Raw genomic sequence first — 18,140 nt, 5'->3', positions numbered from 1 at the left:
CGTCATCGAGGGGCGAAGCAAGGAGCGCAGCGACGCGGCGCAGACCCCAGGATGACGACGGTGAGGGCCTCTGCATTTCCAGGGTTCTGGGCCGGCCTGCAAAACGTGAATCACCAGAGCAAGTTAGCCGCATTCGCTACCAAGCCGATTCAACGACCTCTCTCATCGATTCAAACCGAAAGGAGCCTGCCCATGGCCACCACAAGACTTCTGACCGATGCCGAGGTCGAGGCGATTCCCGCTGTGAAGGCCGTGTTCGACGACATCCGCGCGACGCGCAAATCCGATTTCGTCAATAATTTCTGGCGCGGGCTGGCCAATGATCCGGTCTCGCTGAAGCGGGTGTGGGAACAGCTCAAGGCGGTGATGGTCGCGGACAGCGTCATCGACCCGCTGACCAAGGAGATGATCTACATCGCCGTCTCGACAGCCAATGGCTGCTCCTACTGCGTCCACTCGCACACGGCGGCAGCCCGCGCCAAGGGCATGACCGAAGCGCAACATGGCGAGCTGGTGTCGATCATCGGACTGGCGGGGCAGACCAACCAGATGGTCACTGCGATGCAGATCCCGGTCGATCCGCAGTTCGAGGTGCGGTGAGGCGCGGCGCCTTCCCTTCTCCCCTTGTGGGAAAAGGTGGCCGAGCGAAGCTCGGTCGGATGAGGGGTGCCGGAAGGATTGCTAGCTTGAAGACGTAAGTGCTTCAAATTGCCTGTATTTCCACCGCCGCGTTCCTTCCAACACCCCTCATCCGTCTCGGCGCTGCGCGCCGATCCACCTTCTCCCACAGGGGGAGAAGGGAATGCGCGCTACACCGGCCGATAAACCCGCTCCGCCGTGTTCCAGTAGATATCGGCCTCGGCGGCCGCGCCGTGCTTGCCCACCGCTTCCCGGTGCGCCTTGATCAGCTCGGCGTGGCTGGTCCACAGTTTCTCGATCGGGAAGTTCGAGCCGAACATCAAATGGTCGCTGCCGAGGATGTCGATGGCATTGTCGACGATATAGCTGATCAGCGCCGGGTCGTTGCGGTGGACGAAGGTGCCGAGGCCGGACAGTTTTGCATAGAGGTTGGGGGCCGCTGACAGCGTGCGCAGGCCGGCTTTCCAGGCCTCGGTGGTCTCTGGCTCCATGTCGGTCAGCATGCCGGCGTGGGTGAGGATGAAATTGGTCTCGGGGTTCTCGCCGACAAGCGTCAGCCCGTCCTTCATCTGGGCGGGGAAAAGCTGCAGGTCGAAGGACAAGCCGTAGTCCTTCAGACGCGCCACATTGGCCCGCACCTTCGGGTCGATGACCTGATCGGCCGAGGCAGCGAAGCGGAAGGCCGGCATTTCGTGCCAGTGCAGCTGCATGCGCACGCCGCGCAGCAGGGGGTATTTGATCAGCCGGTCGATCTGGGAACGCACGTCGTCCACGGTCATGTCGGCATAGCCGACGATGGCGTGCGGCCAGCCGGTTTGTTCCGCGGTTTTCTGCAGGAAGGCGACCTCATTCTCGAAATCCTCCTTGGCCCAGTTGGTCTGGACATAGACCGCCTTCTCGACGCCCGAGCCTTGCTGGTCGGCGAGGAATTCCCCGATAGGATAGTCGCGGCGGATCGGCTCATACGGTCCGAAGATGCGCGGCACCATCGGCCCGACCAGCCAGGGCTGGTCCTTTTGGCGCCAGATGTGGAAATGCGCGTCGATCGCCTTCTGCATCACGAAACCCTCCTCCAGATTGCCGCGGCCGCCGGGGCTGGGCGGGCGAGCGACAGGATGAAATCGGTGAGGCCGGCGATCGACGAACCGTCGACCAGGTCGTCGAGCACTGGCAGGATGGCGCGAAGCGCTGCCGTCGCCGGCCGAAAGCGTGGATCGCCGGCCAACGGCGTCGCCAGCGAAAGCCGAAAGGCGCGGGCGCTCAGCCGGCGCATCGCCGTCTCCAGCTCGGCATGATCGCCGCGCTCCAGCGCATCCGACAGGATGACGATCGCCGCCCCGCGCGCAAAGGCCGAAAAACGCGGCACCGAGAGGAAGGCAAGCAGTGTCGGTCCCATGCGGGTGCCGCCGTCCCAGTCGTCGACCTGGGCAGCGGCGCGGGCCAGCGCCTGGTCGCGGTCGCGAATGCGCAGCGCCGAGGTGATACGGGTCAGTCGTGTGCCGAAAGTGAAGACCTCCGCCCGGTCGGCGCCTTGCACGGCCGCATGCGCCAGCTTGAGATAGTCTGAGGTGTAGAGCTTCATCGAGCCCGACACGTCGATCAGGATGAGTAGCTTGCGTGGCACTGTCTGCCGCCGGCGCAGCAGCGGCGAGGGGATATCGCCGTCGGCACTGACGATTTCGCGCAGCGAGCGGCGCAGGTCGAGCTTGCCGCGCGCATGCGTGCGCACCGTGCGGAAGGAGCGGCGGGCGGGCAAAGCGGTGGCGAGCTTGCGGCGGAAGGCGGCAAGCCCGTCGCTATCGCGGCTGAATTCGCGGACGCTCAACTGTTCGCTGGCCGAAGACAGTTCGCCGCCTTGCTCCTGGCGGACCACCTCGATTTCTTGTTCGCTGGTTTCGCCGTCATCCTTGATGCGGGTTTCCTCGTCGGCCTCGCCTCCGACCACTGCCGCGGTGCTGCCATAGAAATGGCTCCGAAAATGCGCCTCGAATTCGTCGCGGCGGTCGGGCGGCGGCGCCAGCGTGGCGAGCGCCGCTTCGCGGATGTCGGCCATCGAGCGCGGCCCAAGCAGCGTCACCGCTTGCATGAAGCCGGAGACCTGCTCGGGCGCCACTGAAAAGCCATAGCGGCGCAGCAGCCGGCCGAAGCCGAGGAAGGGCGTCGCCCCTCGAGGCAGAGCCGCGGGGCTCACGCCAGCGCCTCCTCGACAATCTTGCCGAGCTCGGGCGCGATGCAGGAAAGGTCCTCCTCGTCCTTGATCAGCACGCCAATGGCGCGGCGAAACGCTTCCGGCCACGGACTGCCGCCTTTTTCGAGGATCGTCGCGGCGTTCGCCCATTCGACCGCTTCGGCGATGCCGGGCGGCTTCGCCAGCGGGCGGGCGCGAATGTCGCGCACTGCGGCAGCCCCGGCGCGCGCCGTGGCCTCGGCGACGTCGCCGGCGCGCAGCATGATGATCTCGGCTTCGCGCCCGGCGTCGGGATAGGTGATCCAGTGGTAGACGCAGCGCCGCCGCAGCGCTTCGGCAAGCTCACGGGTGCGGTTCGAGGTCAGGATGACGATCGGCTGCGCAGTCGCGCGAATGGTGCCGCGCTCGGGAATGCTGATCTGGAAATCGGACAGGAACTCCAGCAGCAGCGCTTCGAATTCATGGTCGGAACGGTCGATTTCGTCGACCAGCAGCACGCGCTTTTCCGGCGCTTTCAGCACCTGCAGCAGCGGCCGCGCGATGAGAAAGCGGTCGTCGTAGATGTCGACCTCGTGCTCACCGGCATGGCGGATGGCGAGCAACTGGCGCTGGTAATTCCATTCGTAGAGCGCATGTGCGGCGTCGATGCCCTCGTAGCATTGCAGCCGCACCAGGTCGCGCCCGAGCACCTCGGCAATCGCCTTCGCAGCTTCCGTCTTGCCGACGCCGGGTGCGCCTTCGAGCAGCAGCGGCTTTCCCAGCCTGATCGCCAGGAAGATGGCGGTGGCCAGGCTTTCATCGGCGAGATAGCGCGAGGCGGCGAGGCGCGACGCCACCGCCTCAGGCGAGGTCGCGACTGTCTCAGCGCTTCTCTTGGGCATTTTCAGCACTCAGTTCGGGGCTTGCGCCTTCAGCGCCCGCAGGATGCGCTCCGGCGTGATCGGCAGCGTATCGATGCGCACACCGACAGCGTCGAAGACGGCATTGGCAACCGCCGGGATCTGCGGGTTGGCGCACATTTCGCCCGGCCCCTTGGCGCCATACGGCCCGTCCGCCGAGGGCCGTTCCAGCACGATGATCTCGGTTTGCGCGAGATCGCCAGGACCCGGCATCAGATATTGGTTGAAGTCGGTGCCGCCATGGTCGCGGTTGGGATAATAGGGCTCGGTCGTTTCGTAGAGCGCATGGCTGATGCCCATCCACGAGCCGCCAACGAGTTGCTGCTCGACCATTTTCGGGTTCAGCGCGCGGCCGATCTCAAACACGTTCTTTACCGTCAGCACGGTGACCTCGCCGGTCTCGTCGTCGACCTCGACCTCCGCCACCGTGCAGGCATGGGCGTAGCAGGTAGACGGCTTCATCGCTCCGGTCTCTTTCTCCGGATAGGAGCGGGGGATCAAAAACATGCCGCGGCCGGAAATCGAACGGCCGCGCTTGAAATGCGCCGACAGCGCGACATCGAAGATCGAGATCGATCTTTGCGGCGCGCCCTTGACCAGGATGTTGCCCTCGCCATCGGTCTCGAGGTCCGAGGCGTTTACCTCAAGTTCCTCGGCCGCCACTTCCAGCATCACCTGGCGGGCTTCCCTGGCGGCCTGGATGACCGCATTGCCGGCCCGATGCGTGCCGCGCGAGGCGAAGGTGCCCATGCAGTGCGGGCCGGTGTCGGTGTCGGCGGTGTCGACGACGACGCGGTCGGTCGGTACGCCGATCGTCTCGGCGCAGATCTGTGCCATGATCTGCTTCATGCCCTGGCCCAGGTCGACGCTGGAGAGCGTGACCATGAAATTGCCGGTGGGCGTCGAATGCACCAGCGCCTGCGTCGGGTCGCCGCCGAGATTCATGCCGGTCGGATAATTGATCGCGGCGACGCCGCGTCCGCGCCTGATCGCCATCTCAAGCTCCCTTCGCGTAAGACGACATCGTCATGAACTTCTCCGCCACTGGCCAGTTGGCGGCGCGCGAGGCTTCCTGCATGCACTCGATCAGCGCCGCCCCCTCCGTCGGCTGCCGGTGTGCCTTCATGTCGCCGTCGCGGTAGGCGTTGATGAAGCGGAATTCGAGAGGGTCCATGCCGATCAGCCGGGCGAGCTTGTCCATCTGCACCTCCAGCGCGAAGTCGCCGATGGTGACGCCGAAACCGCGCATCGCCGAGGACGGGGTACGGTTGGTGTAGACGCAGTAGGTGTCGATCCAGACATTCGGGATCGTATACGGGCCAGGATAATGCCCGGCGCCCTTCTGCGCGCCGTAGGGCGAATGGCGCGAATAGGCGCCGGCATCGGTGTAGCCGGTCACTTTCCGCGCCACGATGCGGCCGTCGTTCATGACGCCGTCCTTGATGACGACCTTCTCGGCGGCGCGCGGCGAGGAAATCTGCATCTCCTCCTCGCGGCTATAGACAAAACAAACCGGTCGTCCGGTTAGTTTGGCGCCGAGGATGGCGATCGGCTCGACGATGACGTCGACCTTGCCGCCAAAACCGCCGCCGACGGTGCCGCCGACGAAATGCAGCTTGTTGCCGGGCATCTGCAGGATGATCGAGGCGTTGTCGAGCGTGAAGAACATCGCCTGCGTGTTGGTGTAGCAGGTGAAGCGGTCGTTGCCCTCCGGTGCGACGATGCAGCCGGTCGTCTCGGTCGGCGCATGCTCGATCGGCGAGGACTGATAGGTCTGTTCGAGCACGTGGTCGGCTGTGGCAAAGCCTGCCTCGACATCGCCAAAGCGCACCTTGCGGCATTCGCCGCTGTCGTAGAGGTAATAGTTCCGGCCGTGATACTCGTTGACGATCGGCGCGTCGCGCTTCAGCGCTTCCTCCATGTCGAAGACGGCCGGCAGCACCTCGTAGTCGACCTTGACCTTGGCGGCGGCTTCCTGCGCGGCGCGCTCGGTCTCGGCCAGCACCGCCACCACCGCCTCGCCCTTCCAGCGCACCTTGCCGTCAGCCAGCACCGTCTCGTCCTCCGGCCCGATCTGGATCAGGATCAGGATGGTGTAGACATTGTGCGGCACATCCTTGGCGGTCAGCACCTTGACGACACCCGGATGCTTTTCCGCCTCGGACGTATCGATGCTGCGTATGCGGGCGTGATGGTGCGGGCTGCGCACCATCTTCAGGTGCAGCATGCCGGGAAAATTGCGGTCGGCGAAATAGGTGGTCTTGCCAGTGACATGGCCGGGTGAATCCGAACGCGGCCGCGGCTGGCCGATCTCGTGCAGATCGTCCTTGCGCTGGTCGGCGAAATAGCTCTTGCGGAGTTCCATTTTCTTAACTCCCTCAAACCGCGTTCTGCGAATTGGAGCGCGCGGCCGTCAGCACCGCCTGGATGATCGGCTCGTAACCGGTGCAGCGGCAGATATTGCCCGACAGCGCCTCGACCACGTCCTCGCGGCTGGGGTTCGGCGTGTGATCGAGCAGTACCTTGGCTGCCATGATCATGCCCGGCGTGCAGAAACCGCATTGCGTGGCGAAAGCATCGAGGAAAGCGCGTTGCAGCGGATGCAGCACGCCGCCTTCCGAAAGCCCCGACGTCGTGGTGACGGCCGCACCGTTGCAGGTCTCGGCCAGCGTCAGGCAGGACAGCCTGAGCTCGCCATCGATGATGACCGTGCAGGCGCCGCAAGTGCCTTGATGGCAGCCGCCTTTTGGCGAGGTGTCGCCGATCTTGTCGCGCAGCGCGTGAAGCAGCGTCGTGCCGCTGTCGATGAACTCGGCCTTTTCGGCACCATTGAGCGTGAACTGAACCGGGACCTTCGCCATCTTTATTACTCCTTGCGCCGCAGCCAGGGCTTTCAGGCGAGCAGCAGCCGGCCGAGATGGACCGGCAGGACTTCGTTGCGATACCAGGCACTGGCGATCGGATCGGTTGGCGGCGAAGTGCCGTCGTGGGCAACGGCCAGTGCCGGTGCGATGCCGTCTGCGGTGAGTTTGCGGCCAATCAAGGCTTTCTCCGCCGTCCTGGCACGGATCGGCCGGTCGGCCATGCAGCCGAGCGCGATCCGCGCTGACGTGACAGTGCCGTCCGGCGTGTGTTCCAGCATGGTGGCGATGCTCAGCACCGAGACGCCCTTTGGCTTGACCCGCGACACTTTCAGGAAGCGAAAACCGCCTTCCTTCGGAAGCGTGAAGCCGACCGCAGTGACGATGGCGTGATTGCTCTCGCGCTTTGCCAGAAAGGTTTCGATCGGCAGCTCGCCGTAGTCGGTGGTGACGGTTGCGTCCAAAGCCAGCAGTGCAACGGTGAAATCGCCGTAAGGCGTTGGCGCGAAGAGATTGCCGCCGACCGTAGCCATGTTGCGGATCGCCGGTCCGCCGACGGCGCGCGCGGCGTGGGCCAGTGGAGCGAAATCCGGGTGACGGGCGATCGCCGCCATGGTCACCGAAGCGCCGATGCGGACCTCGCCGCCGGAAATGCGGATGACCGACAGCGCCGGTTCGGTCGACCGGATGAAACCGGAAATCGACACGTCGCCTTCGTTGGCGGCGCGCACGACCAGTGTGCCGCCACCGAGATAGCGGGTGCCGGCGGCCTTCAGCGCCGCGCCAGCGTCCTTCACCGTCGGGAAAGTCTGCAGTGCAAGCGCCATGGAACGCTCCTGTTTGTCAGCTCAATTCAGTTCAACCTTGCCGGCGAAATGGGCCTTCAGGGCGTTGAAGCCGCCCTGGAAGACGTTGGCGCCCATGCCTTCGGCCAGCTTGTCGGCTTCTTCGGGAGGGGCGTCGAAGCTGGCGGTCCATTCGGCATAGGTGCGGTCGCCGTCGGTCACCCGCCGCAACTGCAGCGTCGCCTTGTGGTTGGTAAGCGGTTGCGGCGTCTCCAGGATGGAGTAGCTGACGAGGAAATTCTCGTCGGAGAAATCGAGCAGCTTTTCGCGGAGGCGGGCGCCGCTGGCGAGCTGGAAATTGCGTACGCAGCCGATCGTGCCGGCGTCCTTGCCGTCCTCGATGTGGCTTTCGACCATGCGCGGATGCCAGGTCGGCAGACCGTTGAAGTCGCGTATGCGTGCCCAGACCTTTTCGACCGGCGCGTCGATGACGCTGGAGATGGTGACTTTCGCCATATGATCGTTCCCTTGCAAATCAGCTGCTTGGGAGGGTAGGGCGGCAGACTCGGCGGCGCTTATCAATGCGTCTTGAACGCCTATCAATTAGTCTGAAAAACGGGCGCTCAGCTGATCGCCCGCGCCGCCTCGCGGTAAAGCGTCGGCGGAACGCCGACATGGTCGCGGAAGAAGCGCGAGAAATTGCCCTGGGTGGTGAAGCCGAGATTGCAGGCGACCGAGATCAGCGGCTCCTGCGACCACTGCAATTGCCGCACCGCTTCCTCCATGCGCAGCGTGTTCCAATAGACGTTGGGCGTCAGATTGGTCTGTTCCTTGAACAGGGCGAAGAAATGCGGCCGCGACAGGCCGACGCTGCGCGCCACGTCGTCGAAGCAGATGCGCTCGCAGACATTGGCTTTCATCAGCTGGATCGCCTTGCGGACGCGAAAATCCTGCATGGTGTTGACGCGGGCGCGCACCGTCTGCGGTGCGCAGGCGTCGGCGGCATCGAGCACGCTGTCGATGAAGCGCTCGATCTCGTAATTGGCGATGTCGTCGATGCTCTCATTGTCGCTGAGATGGTCGAGAAGGTTGGCCGCTGCCTTGTGCAGCCAAGGCTCGAGCGTGATTGCCGGGGCGGAGAACAGCGGCGCGGCGGAAGGCAGCTCGCGGCGCCTTCGAGCCCAGTCCGGATCGATGTAAAAGGCGAGGAACAGGCCGGGCGTGCCGTCGCGGGACAGAGCGTGGCTGTGCGGCTGGAAGGAATTGATGCCGGCGGCGGTGCCCGGTCCAAGCCGCACCGTCTCGCGGCCGATGGTCATCTCGCCGGCCGTGCCTTCCAGCCAGATGATGATATGCGCCTCGACATGGGCATGGGTGACGAAGTCGCTGGCGACGTTCAGGACAGAAACATGTCCGAACCGGCCCCAGTAGAGCCTGATCGCTTCCGTCATGGGTATATCCTCCCGCAGGCGACTGGCCTCCCTTCGCCTGCTGCGAGCGATTGTGCGGCTCAGTTCGGGCTTGCGTCAAGACGGATGTGCACGCTCGGGCGCCGGCCATGCGCCGCAGCGGCGGATTTTCAGACTCGGCGATAGGAAGAAGGCGAGCGTTTCCAGGCCGGTATGGCAAGACCGGTGCGGTCGACGGCAACCGGCACTCCCTTCGAGGCTGAGCAAGGACTTTTGCCAGCGAAGCAACTTTGCCCCGCCGGCGGAAAAGTTCAGTCGTTGCGCCTGAAATTGCGGATGCGGTCGAACAGCACGGCGAGCAGGATGGCGCCGCCGATGAACACGCCTTGCCAGAAGGCATTGATGCCGAGCAGGCCGAGGCTGTTGCGGATGACCTCGATCAGCGCCGCGCCAACGACTGCGCCGAAGGCTGTGCCCATGCCGCCGGCCAGGTTGGCGCCACCGATGACGGTGGCGGCGATCACCTGAAGCTCCATGCCGTTGCCGAGATTTGTGGTGACCGCGCCCAGCCAGCCGGTCTGGATGATGCCGGCAAGGCCCGCCGCCAGTGCCGAGATCATGTAGACGACAACCTTGATCTGGCGCACCGGAACGCCGGTCAGCGTCGCCGCATGCTCGTTGCCGCCGATGGCGAAGATGTGCCGGCCGAATTTCGTCCAGCGCAGCACGAAGCCGGTGATCATCGCCAGTACGATCATATAGAGCACCGGATTGGCGATGCCGAACACCCAGGCGCCGCCGCCAAGCGCCAGCAGCTTGTCGTGGTCCGGCCCGAACTGGAAGACGACGGTGTTGTTGGACGCGACCATGGCAAGGCTGCGTGCGATCGAGAGCATGCCAAGCGTCACCACGAAGGGCGGAAAGCCGAGATAAGCGATCAGAACCCCGTTGAAGGCGCCGATGATCAGCGCCGTCGCGATCGCTGCGGCAATGCCGGTCTCGATGCCGTAGCCGGCATGCATGGTCACGGCCAGCACCATCGAGCACAGGCAAAGCACCGAGCCGACCGACAGGTCGATACCGCCGGTGATGATGACGAAGGTCATGCCGAGCGCCACGATGGCGACGAAGGTGATGTTGCGGGTGATGTTGTAGAGGTTCTTGGTCGTGGCGAAGGAATCCGTGGCCACGGACAGGAACAGGCAGGCGAGGATGACCGCGATCACCACCCAGAAGGTCTGGCTGGCAAACACCTTGCTCAGCAAGGTGTGCTGCTTGTGCGCGATCGTCTGATCAAGGGTGACTGCCATTATCGACCTTTTTTACTCATGGTTGAGGCGTCAATCATACCTGTTCGATAGCGCCGGTGATGAGCCCGGTGACTTCTTCCGGCGAACTCGATGCGATCGTCTTGTCGGCGACCTTGCGGCCGCGCCGCATGACGATGACGCGGTCGGCGACGTCAAAGACGTCGGGCATGCGGTGGCTGATCAGCACGACGGCGATGCCCTGGTCGCGCAAATGGCGGATCAGGTTCAATACCTCGGCGACCTGGCGGACCGAGATCGCCGCGGTCGGCTCGTCCATCAGCACGATCTTGGCCTGCGAAAGCATGGTGCGGGCGATCGCCACCGCTTGCCGCTGGCCGCCCGACATCTGTTTGACCAGGTCGCGCGGGCGGGTTTCGGATTTCAGCTCGGCGAAGATCTGGCCGGCACGCTTGTACATCGCGGCATAGTCGAGGATGCGAAGCGGCCCGAGGCCGCGGCGCAATTCACGGCCGAGATAGACGTTGGCGGCGGCCGTCAGATTGTTGCACAGTGCCAGGTCCTGATGGACGATTTCGATGCCATGCTGGCGCGCCTCGACCGGCTTGTGCAGGATCAGCTCCTTGCCGTCCATCTGCATCGCGCCATGGCTCGGTGGGAAATTGCCGGCGATCATCTTGACCAGCGTCGACTTGCCGGCGCCGTTGTCGCCCATCAGGCCGACAACCTGTCCGGCCTCGATCGACAACGAAACGTCGTTGACCGCCTGGATGGCGCCAAAATGCTTCGAGATGTTGGTGAGTTCGAGAACCGCCACCAGCCTTCTTGCCTCCCCGTGCTTTGCGGCCTGCGGTTCTGCCGCGGCCTTTCGCTCTCCCCAGTTCCTCCCGGAAGCAGCGATTTTGCCCATTTACGCATAAGCCACCTTGGCGTCAACCACGGCTTCTTTCGAAAAATCAGTTTTGTAGGACAAATAGCATTGACGTCGGTGACAAGGCGATATTAGCTAAGTGTCGGAGGAGCTTGCGCCGATCCCCCGGGTTGCCGGAAGGAATCGGTGAAGGTTTGTCGGTCAGGGATTTGGTAACCAGCAGTATCTGTCGGTGCCGGTCTGAGACTGAATATGAAAATGCTTATCGACCTGGCTTGGCGACACGAGTGCGACGTCCTCTGTCATCTTGCTCCGGGTCGATCTGTGTGTGGCGGGCACGCGGTGTCCGTTTGTTTCAAAAGGGAGGACTGACATGAGGAAATCACTATTGCTCGCTGCCGCCGCCATCATGGCGTTGGGTGCCGGGCCGGCTATGGCCAAGAAACAGCTCGTCATCGTCGTGAAGGGTCTCGACAATCCATTCTTCGAGGCCATCCACCAGGGTTGCGAGAAATGGAACAAGGAAAACGCCAGCTCGGAATATGAGTGCTTCTACACTGGACCGGCGTCGACCTCGGACGAGGCCGGTGAAGCCCAGATCGTCCAGGACATGCTGAGCAAGCCCGACACTGTGGCGATGGCGATTTCGCCATCGAACGCGCCGCTGATCGCTCAGACGATCAAAAGCGCCAATCCGTCGATCCCGATCATGACCCTCGACGCCGACCTCAGCAAGGAAGATGCGGCGCTGCGCAAGACCTACCTCGGCACCGACAACTACCTGATGGGTCACAAGATCGGCGAATACATCAAGAAGGCCAAGCCGAATGGCGGCAAGATCTGCACCATCGAAGGCAATCCGGCGGCCGACAACATCCTGCGCCGCGCGCAGGGCATGCGTGACGCGCTTTCGGGCAAGGACGGCCTCGCCGCGCTGGCAGGCGAAGGCGGCTGGACGGAAGTTGCCGGCTGCCCGGTGTTCACCAATGACGACGGCGCCAAGGGCGTGCAGGCGATGACCGACATCCTCGCTGCCAATCCCGATCTCGACGCCTTCGGCATCATGGGCGGCTGGCCGCTGTTCGGCGCTCCGCAGCCCTACCGCGACCTGTTCAAGCCGATGGCCGACAAGATCGCCAGCAACGCCTTCGTCATCGGCGCCGCCGACACGATCGGCGACGAGGTGGCGATTGCCCGTGACGGGCTGGTGACCGCGCTGGTTGGCCAGCGGCCGTTCGAGATGGGCTACAAGGCGCCCTCGGTGATGATCGACCTGGTCGAAGGCAAGCCGGTCGCCGATCCGGTGTTCACCGGCCTCGACGAATGCACCAAGGACACGGTCGACACCTGCATCCAGAAGTAGGTTCGCAGTTTCGGGGCGCCCTTCGACGGGCGCCCCGTCACAGACCGTCCATACGAACGCACGAGGCGACGCTGCTTTGGAGCGTAGGCCGCTGCTTTGTCGTGTCCTGAGTTCAGGCTTTCGACAAGCGGCTGCCGGGGAATACGAATGCCGGACGCGACATCAAAAAAGCGACCCGCCAAGTTGAAGGCAGAGGCTGAGCGGCCGGCCGGCGTTCGGCGTGCCGACGCCGCACACTTTCCCGGATCGAGCGTGCATGCCTCGCTCGCCAACGAAATCGGGCTGAGGATCGTGCGCGGCGATTATCCGCCGGGAACCATCCTGCCCAACGAAGCCAAATGGTCGGAGACCTTCGACGTCAGCCGCTCGGCGGTGCGCGAAGCCATAAAAATGCTGATGGCCAAGAGCCTGCTTGCGTCACGTCCCAAAATCGGCAGCTGGGTCGAGCCGAAGGAGCGCTGGAACCTGCTCGATCGCGACGTGCTGGCCTGGTACGCGACCTCGCCGGACCGCGAGGTGTTCCTCCGGACGGTGCAGGAATTCCGCCACATCATCGAGCCGGAGGCCAGCGCTTTTGCCGCGATGCGGCGCACCGACGAGCAGATGGCCGAGATCAGCCAGGCCTGCCGCGAGATGGGCGAGGCGACCAACCTGCAGGAGCGCACCCGCGCCGACACGCGGTTCCACCTCGCCATCCTGCGCGCCTCGGGCAATGATCTGCTGGTGCCGCTCGGCGTGCTGATCGAATCGGCGCTCGATCACCTCTTTGTTTTCGTCACACGCGAAACCAGCGACCAGCGTCGGGCGCAGGCACTGCACGAGGCGATCGAGAAGAACATCCGCCTGCAGCGGCCCGCCGCAGCCCGTGCCGCGGTGCACAGGCTTCTCGCCAACACCGACGATGTTATCGGGCGGTCGCGGCGGTGATGGTTGCACCAGGGCTGGCATTGCTCCGAACGATTGCAAAACTCGGCATTCCTTCGCGCCCCTCTCTGTCCTGCCGGACATCTCCCCCACGAGGGGGGAGATTGGATGCCACTTCGGCTTTCGCTAATCATCAACGTTAGGCAATGAGGGCGGCGACCTCGGATGGGCCAGGGATTCGGACTTTTTTACCGCCGCAGCGTATTTTGTTCTTGCTTTGTGCCGGCAGCTATGCTACTAATCTGGTTATGGTGCTGATTGGCGCCGGCGACCCGCCTACCGAGGCGGGTTTTTTGTTTCGGCTTTGAAATTGCAGTGTTGCCGATCTGAGGTCTGAGGGACAGCACCCCCCTCTGCCCTGCCGGGCATCTCCCCCAACAAGGCAGGGCAAATCGCGTAAGGAGTCCCCCTCATCCGGCCGCTTCGCGGCCACCTTCTCCCCGCTGGGGAGAAGAGGCTGACGCCGGCGCTGGCGATCTCCTCTCCCCTCGGGGAGAGGTTGGATTGCCCCGAATTGCCCTTCGCAATTCGGTTGGCAATCCGGGTGAGGGGGCTCTTGCCTACATGCGATTGCACTGCCTCAAGGGGGAAGATTGGCAGCTTCGCCAGTGGCGCTGACGCCTCGGAATGTTGCGGCAAGCTTGCGTGGCCAAAAGCTGATCGGCCGGCTCAGATCGTCTGCTTCTTGCCATCCCTGGTCGGCATCAGGTCGACGCCGTTGACCTTGCCGATATGCGTGGCCAGCATCGGCACATACTGGTCGGCGGGGCCGGCCGCGAAGGCGCCGGCGAAGGCGTTCTTGGTGGCGTTGCCGAGCGGATTGGCGATGCCGGCAGCACCCGCCATCGATTCGAGATAGGTGAGATCCTTGAAGGCGTTGGCGATGCTGAATTTGTGCGCGTCGCGGTCGCCTTCCAGCGTCCAGCGCATGAAGGTCTGGTAGAAGCCGCAATCCATGCGGCCGTTGCGGATGACGCTGTCGAAGCGCGGCGGCGAGATGCCGACCTTCTGCGCCAACGCCAGCGCCTCGGAATAGATCGCGGCATAGCCGAGCGAAATGAAGTTGTTGAGCAGCTTCATGCGGTGGCCGTCGCCGGTGTCGCCGATATGGACGATGCGCCCGGCCCAGGTTTCGAGCACCGGCTTCAACCGGGCAAAGACCGCGTCGGGCGCGCCGACCATGGCATCGAGCGTCCCTTCCCACGCTTCCTTCGGCGTGCGGCTGAGCGGGGCATCGACATAATCGACGCCGAGCGCCTTGAGTTCGGCGGCCAGCGCCACCGTCGAGACAGGATCCGAGGTCGAGCAGTCGACGGCGACCGATCCCGGCTTCAGGCCTTCCTTGAGGCCGCCTGGGCCGCGGATGATGGCTTCGACCTCGCGCGAGCCGGTGACGCAGATGAAGACGATATCGGATGCCGCGGCGACGTCGCGCGAGGTCGCCGCTTCCTTGGCGCCGCGGCCGAGCAGGTCTTCCGCCGGTGCGCGGTTCTTGCGGCCGAGAAACGTCAACGGATAGCCCTTGTCGACGATGTTCTTCGCTATGCCGTGCCCCATCAGGCCCAGCCCGATGAAGCCGATCTTTTCGCTCGCGGCGGTAGTGTTCATGTCGTTTCGTCCTATTTGCAGTGATGGATGACGGCGCTGCACCTTGCCGGCGAATTGTTGAAGCGGGTTTTTGCCGCATGCCGTGGCAGGCGATTGCAGAGTTCGATATTGTCTGACAATACACGTGAATTCCAGGGAGAGCAAAATGACGAAGCGGATCATGTTCACCGGCGGCAGCGGCAAGGCCGGGCGCCACGTCGTGCAGTATCTGGTCGAGCAGGGCTGCCAGGTGCTCAACATCGACACCAAGCCGCTCGACAATCCCAAGGTGCGCACGCTGATCACCGACATCACCGACAGCGGGCAGGTGTTCAACGCGCTGTCGAGCTATATCGGCCTGCATGAATTCGATCCGTCGCTGCGTTCGCAGCCGGTCGATGCCGTGGTGCATTTCGCGGCCATCCCGCGCATCATGATCACGCCCGACAACGAGGTGTTCCGCATCAACGCGCTCGGCACCTACAATGTCATCGAGGCCGCAGTGAAGCTCGGTATCCGCAAGGTGGTGATCGCATCCAGCGAGACGACCTACGGCCTGGTCTTCGCCAACGAACCGCGCGATCCGACGCATTTTCCGCTCGACGAGGAGTACGACGTCGATCCGATGGACAGCTACGCGCTGTCCAAGGTCGTCAACGAGAAGACCGCGCGGGCGTTTGCACAACGCGATGGCTCCGACATCTATGCCTTGCGCATCGGCAACGTCATCGAGCCGCATGAATATTCGCTGTTTCCGAAATGGTTCGCCGATCCGGGTTTCCGCAAGCGCATTGCCTGGAGCTATATCGACGCGCGCGACCTCGGCCAGATCACGCTGCGCGCCATCGAAAAGGACGGGCTCGGCTATCAGGTGTTCAACGCCGCCAATGACGACACCTCGTCCGACCTGCCGACAGCCGAACTGCTGAAGCGGTTTTACCCCGATGTGCCGGTCAAGGGCGAACTTGGCGAATACGAGACGCTGCTCTCCAACCGCAAGGCGCGCAACATGCTCGGCTTCCGGCCGGAACACAGCTGGCGGAAATATGTCAAGACGAGCTGACGGAGGCAGCTGACGCGGAGCCGGCACTGGGCCAGCCCGCAATTGCTGGTCATGAGGCTGGGCTCAGGACCCGCTACGATCGATGCGCCCACACCCTACGTTCAGGCGTTCGCCGTCTGGTTCATCCAGACTATTTCCCAGACGTAGCCATCTGGGTCTTCAATGTGGCGGTTATACATGAAGCCAAGATCCTGCGCCGGGTTGGGATCGGCGCGACCGCCCGCCGCAACCGCGCTGGTCAGTGTTGCATCGACGGCGTCGCGGTTATCGACAGTGAGGACGATCATTGCCTGGCTGTCGCGCCGTGCGTCGCCGATTGGGCGTGTGGTGAATTCGCGGTAGTGGTCATGGGTCAGGAGCATCACCCCGATCGTGTCCGAGAACATGAGCGAGGTGGATTTTTCGCCAGAAAACTGCGGGTTCACAGTGCCGCCTAGCGCCACGTAGAACGCCGTCGACGCCGACAGGTCACGGACAGGCAGGTTCACGAAAATCATTTTGGGCATCGATTTCTCCTTCTCCAGGGGCGCGCGCTGAGTTATTATCTCGCTGCGATGTAAGTAGATGCAATGTATCTTGATTGCAAGATACATTTTGCCAAGGGAACATTTGCCATGGATCGCGCCGAGGCCGCAGCTAAGGAGTGGGCCCGCGAGCGCCCCGATCTTCCGTTGCTGCCTGTTGAAACGGTAGGTCGTCTGCTTGATGCCGCCGCGCGGGTTATCCGCGATCACATGAACCCGTTGCTCAAAGACGCAGGGCTGAATGTAGGTGAGTTTGATGTGCTCACGCCGCTCAGGCGCGCCGGTGAACCCTATATGCTCTCACCCACTCAGCTCTACGAATCGGCAATGATCTCCTCGGGCGGCATGACGAGCCGCCTGGACCGGCTGGAGCGCGCCGGGCTGGTTGAACGACGCCCCGATCCCGACGACCGGCGCGGCAAGCAAATTGCGCTGACGACTGGCGGCAAGCGCGCGATCGACGATTTGATTGGTCCAATGGTGGCGCTGGAAGAGCAATTAATCTCCGTGCTGACGCCGGCGGAGCAGGAAACTCTTAATGCTCTACTTAAGAAATTGCTCACCGGCCTCTAAGCCGTAAACTCATAAATGCGGTATGACCGTGATGGGTGGGAAGCAGAGTAAAGGGGTTGGCTTAGCCCTTCACGCCCCATTTTAGTTGGCTGGCATCGACGACGTCTGATCCCATATGCTCAACGAAAAAGTCTCGTATCCTCTGGCGATGCCGATCCCACCTGGGAGACATTCGTTCACTTTCATTCTCATATTCAGCTAGAAATACCCATTCCACGAATTGATCCGCTGTAACATCACCGGCTTGAGGAATAAAATCGGTGACATGCATGAACTTGTCGCCGTGCCTTCCTCCACAATAGCCATGACCAACACAGACCGCGTGCATGAGCGAGTCGAATCTATTCTTTGCTTTCATGGAACATGCGCGATGGTGAAGCGGGATGCCTACGCGCGCGGCGGCAACATATCCTTGTTGGGCGTAGGTCCGCAATGGGGTCGTTTTCCGACCGGGACTTTCATATTGCGGAGGAATCTGATTCAGGCTCAGCATGAGCCGATATGATCTGACCGACATCGGATGGCCCGTGATCGAGCCGCTGTTGCCCAACAAGCCGCGAGGGGTGCCGCGCGTCGATGATCGGCGGGTGCTAAACGACATGAGTCTACGTCCTAGGTCGTAGTCCACGTCAGCAGTCGCCTCTGCCTCTGCATCAACGAGTCCTGAACCCTACTTGTCTTTCCAGAATTCGGCCTGGAGTTGCGCCGCTTCATCGGCAAGCAGCGGACCGACGACTTCAGTCGGACGCTGCCCAGCTTCGAAGACGATCCTGCAGGGCAGGTCGAGTGTAGGATTCTCGACATGTGCACCCGTCGATGCCTTGAGGTCATGTTCGCTCTGGCCAAAGACGACCCGTCCGATGCCCGCCCAATAGATTGTGCCGGAGCACATCGCGCAAGGTTCGGCCGAAGTGTAGAGTGTGCAGGAGGCCAGCTTTTCGAGACTGAAATTCATCCCCGCCCATGAGGCCAGCAGCCTTTCGGCATGAGCGGTGCGGTCGCCCCCGCCGGCTTTGTAAGCGTTGGGCTGCTCGCGCAAAACATTGCCGTCCTTGTCAGCGAGGAGCGAACCAAAGGGATGTTCGCCGGCATCGCGGGCCTTGCGCGCGACTTCGAACGCCTGACGGAGCAGGCGCTCATCATAGGGGCGTTGTGGCATCGGCGGATCCTCCGGCTATGCCGCTGG

Annotated in this window: 20 protein-coding genes and 1 pseudogene; 6 read left to right on the top strand and 15 right to left on the bottom strand. The window is 63.2% G+C overall.

The window, feature by feature from the left end; genetic code table 11:
- The first annotated feature begins 192 nt into the window (after window positions 1-192).
- Window positions 193-600, top strand: coding sequence for a carboxymuconolactone decarboxylase family protein (locus NKH01_RS16215; RefSeq protein WP_352547006.1), 408 nt, complete (start codon window positions 193-195; stop codon window positions 598-600).
- Between the two features lie 209 nt (window positions 601-809).
- On the opposite strand, the gene NKH01_RS16210 is transcribed toward NKH01_RS16215, so the two are convergent.
- The 11 genes from NKH01_RS16210 to NKH01_RS16160 all read right to left on the bottom strand — a co-directional run bounded on the left by NKH01_RS16210 (window position 810) and on the right by NKH01_RS16160 (window position 10,866).
- Window positions 810-1,697 (bottom strand): amidohydrolase family protein, encoded by an 888-nt coding sequence (locus NKH01_RS16210; protein WP_352788730.1) that lies wholly within the window; start codon window positions 1,695-1,697, stop codon window positions 810-812.
- Window positions 1,697-2,830, bottom strand: coding sequence for a vWA domain-containing protein (locus NKH01_RS16205; RefSeq protein ID WP_352495770.1), 1,134 nt, complete (start codon window positions 2,828-2,830; stop codon window positions 1,697-1,699). The genes NKH01_RS16210 and NKH01_RS16205 overlap by 1 nt, the downstream gene beginning before the upstream one ends.
- On the bottom strand, window positions 2,827-3,708 hold the full coding sequence (locus NKH01_RS16200; RefSeq protein WP_352589804.1) for an AAA family ATPase: 882 nt from the start codon (window positions 3,706-3,708) through the stop codon (window positions 2,827-2,829). Before NKH01_RS16200 ends, NKH01_RS16205 begins: the two co-directional genes overlap by 4 nt.
- Before the next feature lie 9 nt (window positions 3,709-3,717).
- A complete protein-coding gene (locus NKH01_RS16195; RefSeq protein WP_023721264.1) occupies window positions 3,718-4,722 on the bottom strand; it encodes a xanthine dehydrogenase family protein molybdopterin-binding subunit in 1,005 nt (334 codons plus the stop codon).
- A 1-nt stretch (window position 4,723) separates the two neighbouring features.
- Window positions 4,724-6,091, bottom strand: coding sequence for a xanthine dehydrogenase family protein molybdopterin-binding subunit (locus NKH01_RS16190; protein ID WP_353021099.1), 1,368 nt, complete (start codon window positions 6,089-6,091; stop codon window positions 4,724-4,726).
- A 13-nt stretch (window positions 6,092-6,104) separates the two neighbouring features.
- Window positions 6,105-6,587, bottom strand: coding sequence for a (2Fe-2S)-binding protein (locus NKH01_RS16185; protein ID WP_352481581.1), 483 nt, complete (start codon window positions 6,585-6,587; stop codon window positions 6,105-6,107).
- Window positions 6,588-6,619: 32 nt separating this feature from the next.
- Window positions 6,620-7,414 carry an FAD binding domain-containing protein gene (locus NKH01_RS16180; RefSeq protein WP_352857976.1) on the bottom strand — a complete coding sequence of 265 codons (795 nt, stop codon included), beginning with the start codon at window positions 7,412-7,414 and terminating at the stop codon, window positions 6,620-6,622.
- A gap of 21 nt (window positions 7,415-7,435) precedes the next feature.
- Complete coding sequence (locus NKH01_RS16175) at window positions 7,436-7,888, bottom strand: SRPBCC family protein (RefSeq protein ID WP_352481579.1); 453 nt, start codon at window positions 7,886-7,888, stop codon at window positions 7,436-7,438.
- A gap of 107 nt (window positions 7,889-7,995) precedes the next feature.
- Window positions 7,996-8,823, bottom strand: coding sequence for an AraC family transcriptional regulator (locus tag NKH01_RS16170; RefSeq protein WP_352481578.1), 828 nt, complete (start codon window positions 8,821-8,823; stop codon window positions 7,996-7,998).
- Between the two features lie 269 nt (window positions 8,824-9,092).
- On the bottom strand, window positions 9,093-10,091 hold the full coding sequence (locus NKH01_RS16165) for an ABC transporter permease (RefSeq protein ID WP_023721258.1): 999 nt from the start codon (window positions 10,089-10,091) through the stop codon (window positions 9,093-9,095).
- Between the two features lie 34 nt (window positions 10,092-10,125).
- Complete coding sequence (locus NKH01_RS16160; RefSeq protein ID WP_353021095.1) at window positions 10,126-10,866, bottom strand: ATP-binding cassette domain-containing protein; 741 nt, start codon at window positions 10,864-10,866, stop codon at window positions 10,126-10,128.
- A gap of 427 nt (window positions 10,867-11,293) precedes the next feature.
- Here NKH01_RS16160 and NKH01_RS16155 point away from each other — a divergent pair, with 427 nt between their 5' ends.
- Both NKH01_RS16155 and NKH01_RS16150 read left to right on the top strand, forming a co-directional pair.
- Entirely contained in the window at window positions 11,294-12,283 is a 990-nt protein-coding gene (locus NKH01_RS16155; protein ID WP_352481576.1) for a sugar-binding protein, read from the top strand.
- Between the two features lie 147 nt (window positions 12,284-12,430).
- The gene (locus tag NKH01_RS16150; RefSeq protein WP_023721256.1) at window positions 12,431-13,210 is read left to right on the top strand and encodes a FadR/GntR family transcriptional regulator; all 780 of its coding nucleotides are present in this window, start codon (window positions 12,431-12,433) and stop codon (window positions 13,208-13,210) included.
- A 666-nt stretch (window positions 13,211-13,876) separates the two neighbouring features.
- Here the strand turns inward: NKH01_RS16150 and NKH01_RS16145 are convergent.
- Window positions 13,877-14,815, bottom strand: a complete 939-nt coding sequence (locus NKH01_RS16145; protein WP_352857971.1) for an NAD(P)-dependent oxidoreductase — start codon at window positions 14,813-14,815, stop codon at window positions 13,877-13,879.
- A 145-nt stretch (window positions 14,816-14,960) separates the two neighbouring features.
- Here NKH01_RS16145 and NKH01_RS16140 point away from each other — a divergent pair, with 145 nt between their 5' ends.
- Window positions 14,961-15,857 (top strand): NAD-dependent epimerase/dehydratase family protein, encoded by an 897-nt coding sequence (locus NKH01_RS16140; RefSeq protein WP_353021093.1) that lies wholly within the window; start codon window positions 14,961-14,963, stop codon window positions 15,855-15,857.
- Window positions 15,858-15,958: 101 nt separating this feature from the next.
- On the opposite strand, the gene NKH01_RS16135 is transcribed toward NKH01_RS16140, so the two are convergent.
- The gene (locus tag NKH01_RS16135) at window positions 15,959-16,363 is read right to left on the bottom strand and encodes a VOC family protein (RefSeq protein WP_352815684.1); all 405 of its coding nucleotides are present in this window, start codon (window positions 16,361-16,363) and stop codon (window positions 15,959-15,961) included.
- 108 nt (window positions 16,364-16,471) lie between these two features.
- Here NKH01_RS16135 and NKH01_RS16130 point away from each other — a divergent pair, with 108 nt between their 5' ends.
- Complete coding sequence (locus tag NKH01_RS16130) at window positions 16,472-16,954, top strand: MarR family winged helix-turn-helix transcriptional regulator (protein ID WP_352815686.1); 483 nt, start codon at window positions 16,472-16,474, stop codon at window positions 16,952-16,954.
- A 61-nt stretch (window positions 16,955-17,015) separates the two neighbouring features.
- Here NKH01_RS16130 and NKH01_RS16125 read toward each other — a convergent pair whose 3' ends face one another.
- A complete protein-coding gene (locus tag NKH01_RS16125; RefSeq protein WP_352815688.1) occupies window positions 17,016-17,387 on the bottom strand; it encodes a hypothetical protein in 372 nt (123 codons plus the stop codon).
- Window positions 17,388-17,445: 58 nt separating this feature from the next.
- On the opposite strand from NKH01_RS16125, the pseudogene NKH01_RS16120 reads away from it, so the two are divergent.
- A pseudogene (locus tag NKH01_RS16120) lies at window positions 17,446-17,550 on the top strand (IS5/IS1182 family transposase); the annotation flags it as partial.
- A 74-nt stretch (window positions 17,551-17,624) separates the two neighbouring features.
- On the opposite strand, the gene NKH01_RS16115 reads toward NKH01_RS16120, so the two are convergent.
- The gene (locus NKH01_RS16115) at window positions 17,625-18,113 is read right to left on the bottom strand and encodes a nucleoside deaminase (RefSeq protein ID WP_023721251.1); all 489 of its coding nucleotides are present in this window, start codon (window positions 18,111-18,113) and stop codon (window positions 17,625-17,627) included.
- Window positions 18,114-18,140 lie beyond the last annotated feature (27 nt).

Source organism: Mesorhizobium sp. M1403 (assembly GCF_040317695.1).
Taxonomy (GTDB): Bacteria; Pseudomonadota; Alphaproteobacteria; order Rhizobiales; family Rhizobiaceae; genus Mesorhizobium.
Note: the sequence above shows the minus strand (reverse complement) of the source record. Positions and strands in the feature narration are given on the sequence as shown.

Bases quoted from the DNA above. Each gene is read 5' to 3' on its own strand.
- NKH01_RS16215 (WP_352547006.1), top strand. From the start codon at position 193: ATGGCCACCACAAGACTTCTGACCGATGCCGAGGTCGAGGCGATTCCC.
- NKH01_RS16210 (WP_352788730.1), bottom strand. From the start codon at position 1,697: ATGCAGAAGGCGATCGACGCGCATTTCCACATCTGGCGCCAAAAGGAC.
- NKH01_RS16200 (WP_352589804.1), bottom strand. From the start codon at position 3,708: ATGCCCAAGAGAAGCGCTGAGACAGTCGCGACCTCGCCTGAGGCGGTG.
- NKH01_RS16195 (WP_023721264.1), bottom strand. From the start codon at position 4,722: ATGGCGATCAGGCGCGGACGCGGCGTCGCCGCGATCAATTATCCGACC.
- NKH01_RS16190 (WP_353021099.1), bottom strand. From the start codon at position 6,091: ATGGAACTCCGCAAGAGCTATTTCGCCGACCAGCGCAAGGACGATCTG.
- NKH01_RS16185 (WP_352481581.1), bottom strand. From the start codon at position 6,587: ATGGCGAAGGTCCCGGTTCAGTTCACGCTCAATGGTGCCGAAAAGGCC.
- NKH01_RS16180 (WP_352857976.1), bottom strand. From the start codon at position 7,414: ATGGCGCTTGCACTGCAGACTTTCCCGACGGTGAAGGACGCTGGCGCG.
- NKH01_RS16175 (WP_352481579.1), bottom strand. From the start codon at position 7,888: ATGGCGAAAGTCACCATCTCCAGCGTCATCGACGCGCCGGTCGAAAAG.
- NKH01_RS16170 (WP_352481578.1), bottom strand. From the start codon at position 8,823: ATGACGGAAGCGATCAGGCTCTACTGGGGCCGGTTCGGACATGTTTCT.
- NKH01_RS16165 (WP_023721258.1), bottom strand. From the start codon at position 10,091: ATGGCAGTCACCCTTGATCAGACGATCGCGCACAAGCAGCACACCTTG.
- NKH01_RS16155 (WP_352481576.1), top strand. From the start codon at position 11,294: ATGAGGAAATCACTATTGCTCGCTGCCGCCGCCATCATGGCGTTGGGT.
- NKH01_RS16150 (WP_023721256.1), top strand. From the start codon at position 12,431: ATGCCGGACGCGACATCAAAAAAGCGACCCGCCAAGTTGAAGGCAGAG.
- NKH01_RS16145 (WP_352857971.1), bottom strand. From the start codon at position 14,815: ATGAACACTACCGCCGCGAGCGAAAAGATCGGCTTCATCGGGCTGGGC.
- NKH01_RS16140 (WP_353021093.1), top strand. From the start codon at position 14,961: ATGACGAAGCGGATCATGTTCACCGGCGGCAGCGGCAAGGCCGGGCGC.
- NKH01_RS16135 (WP_352815684.1), bottom strand. From the start codon at position 16,363: ATGCCCAAAATGATTTTCGTGAACCTGCCTGTCCGTGACCTGTCGGCG.
- NKH01_RS16130 (WP_352815686.1), top strand. From the start codon at position 16,472: ATGGATCGCGCCGAGGCCGCAGCTAAGGAGTGGGCCCGCGAGCGCCCC.
- NKH01_RS16115 (WP_023721251.1), bottom strand. From the start codon at position 18,113: ATGCCACAACGCCCCTATGATGAGCGCCTGCTCCGTCAGGCGTTCGAA.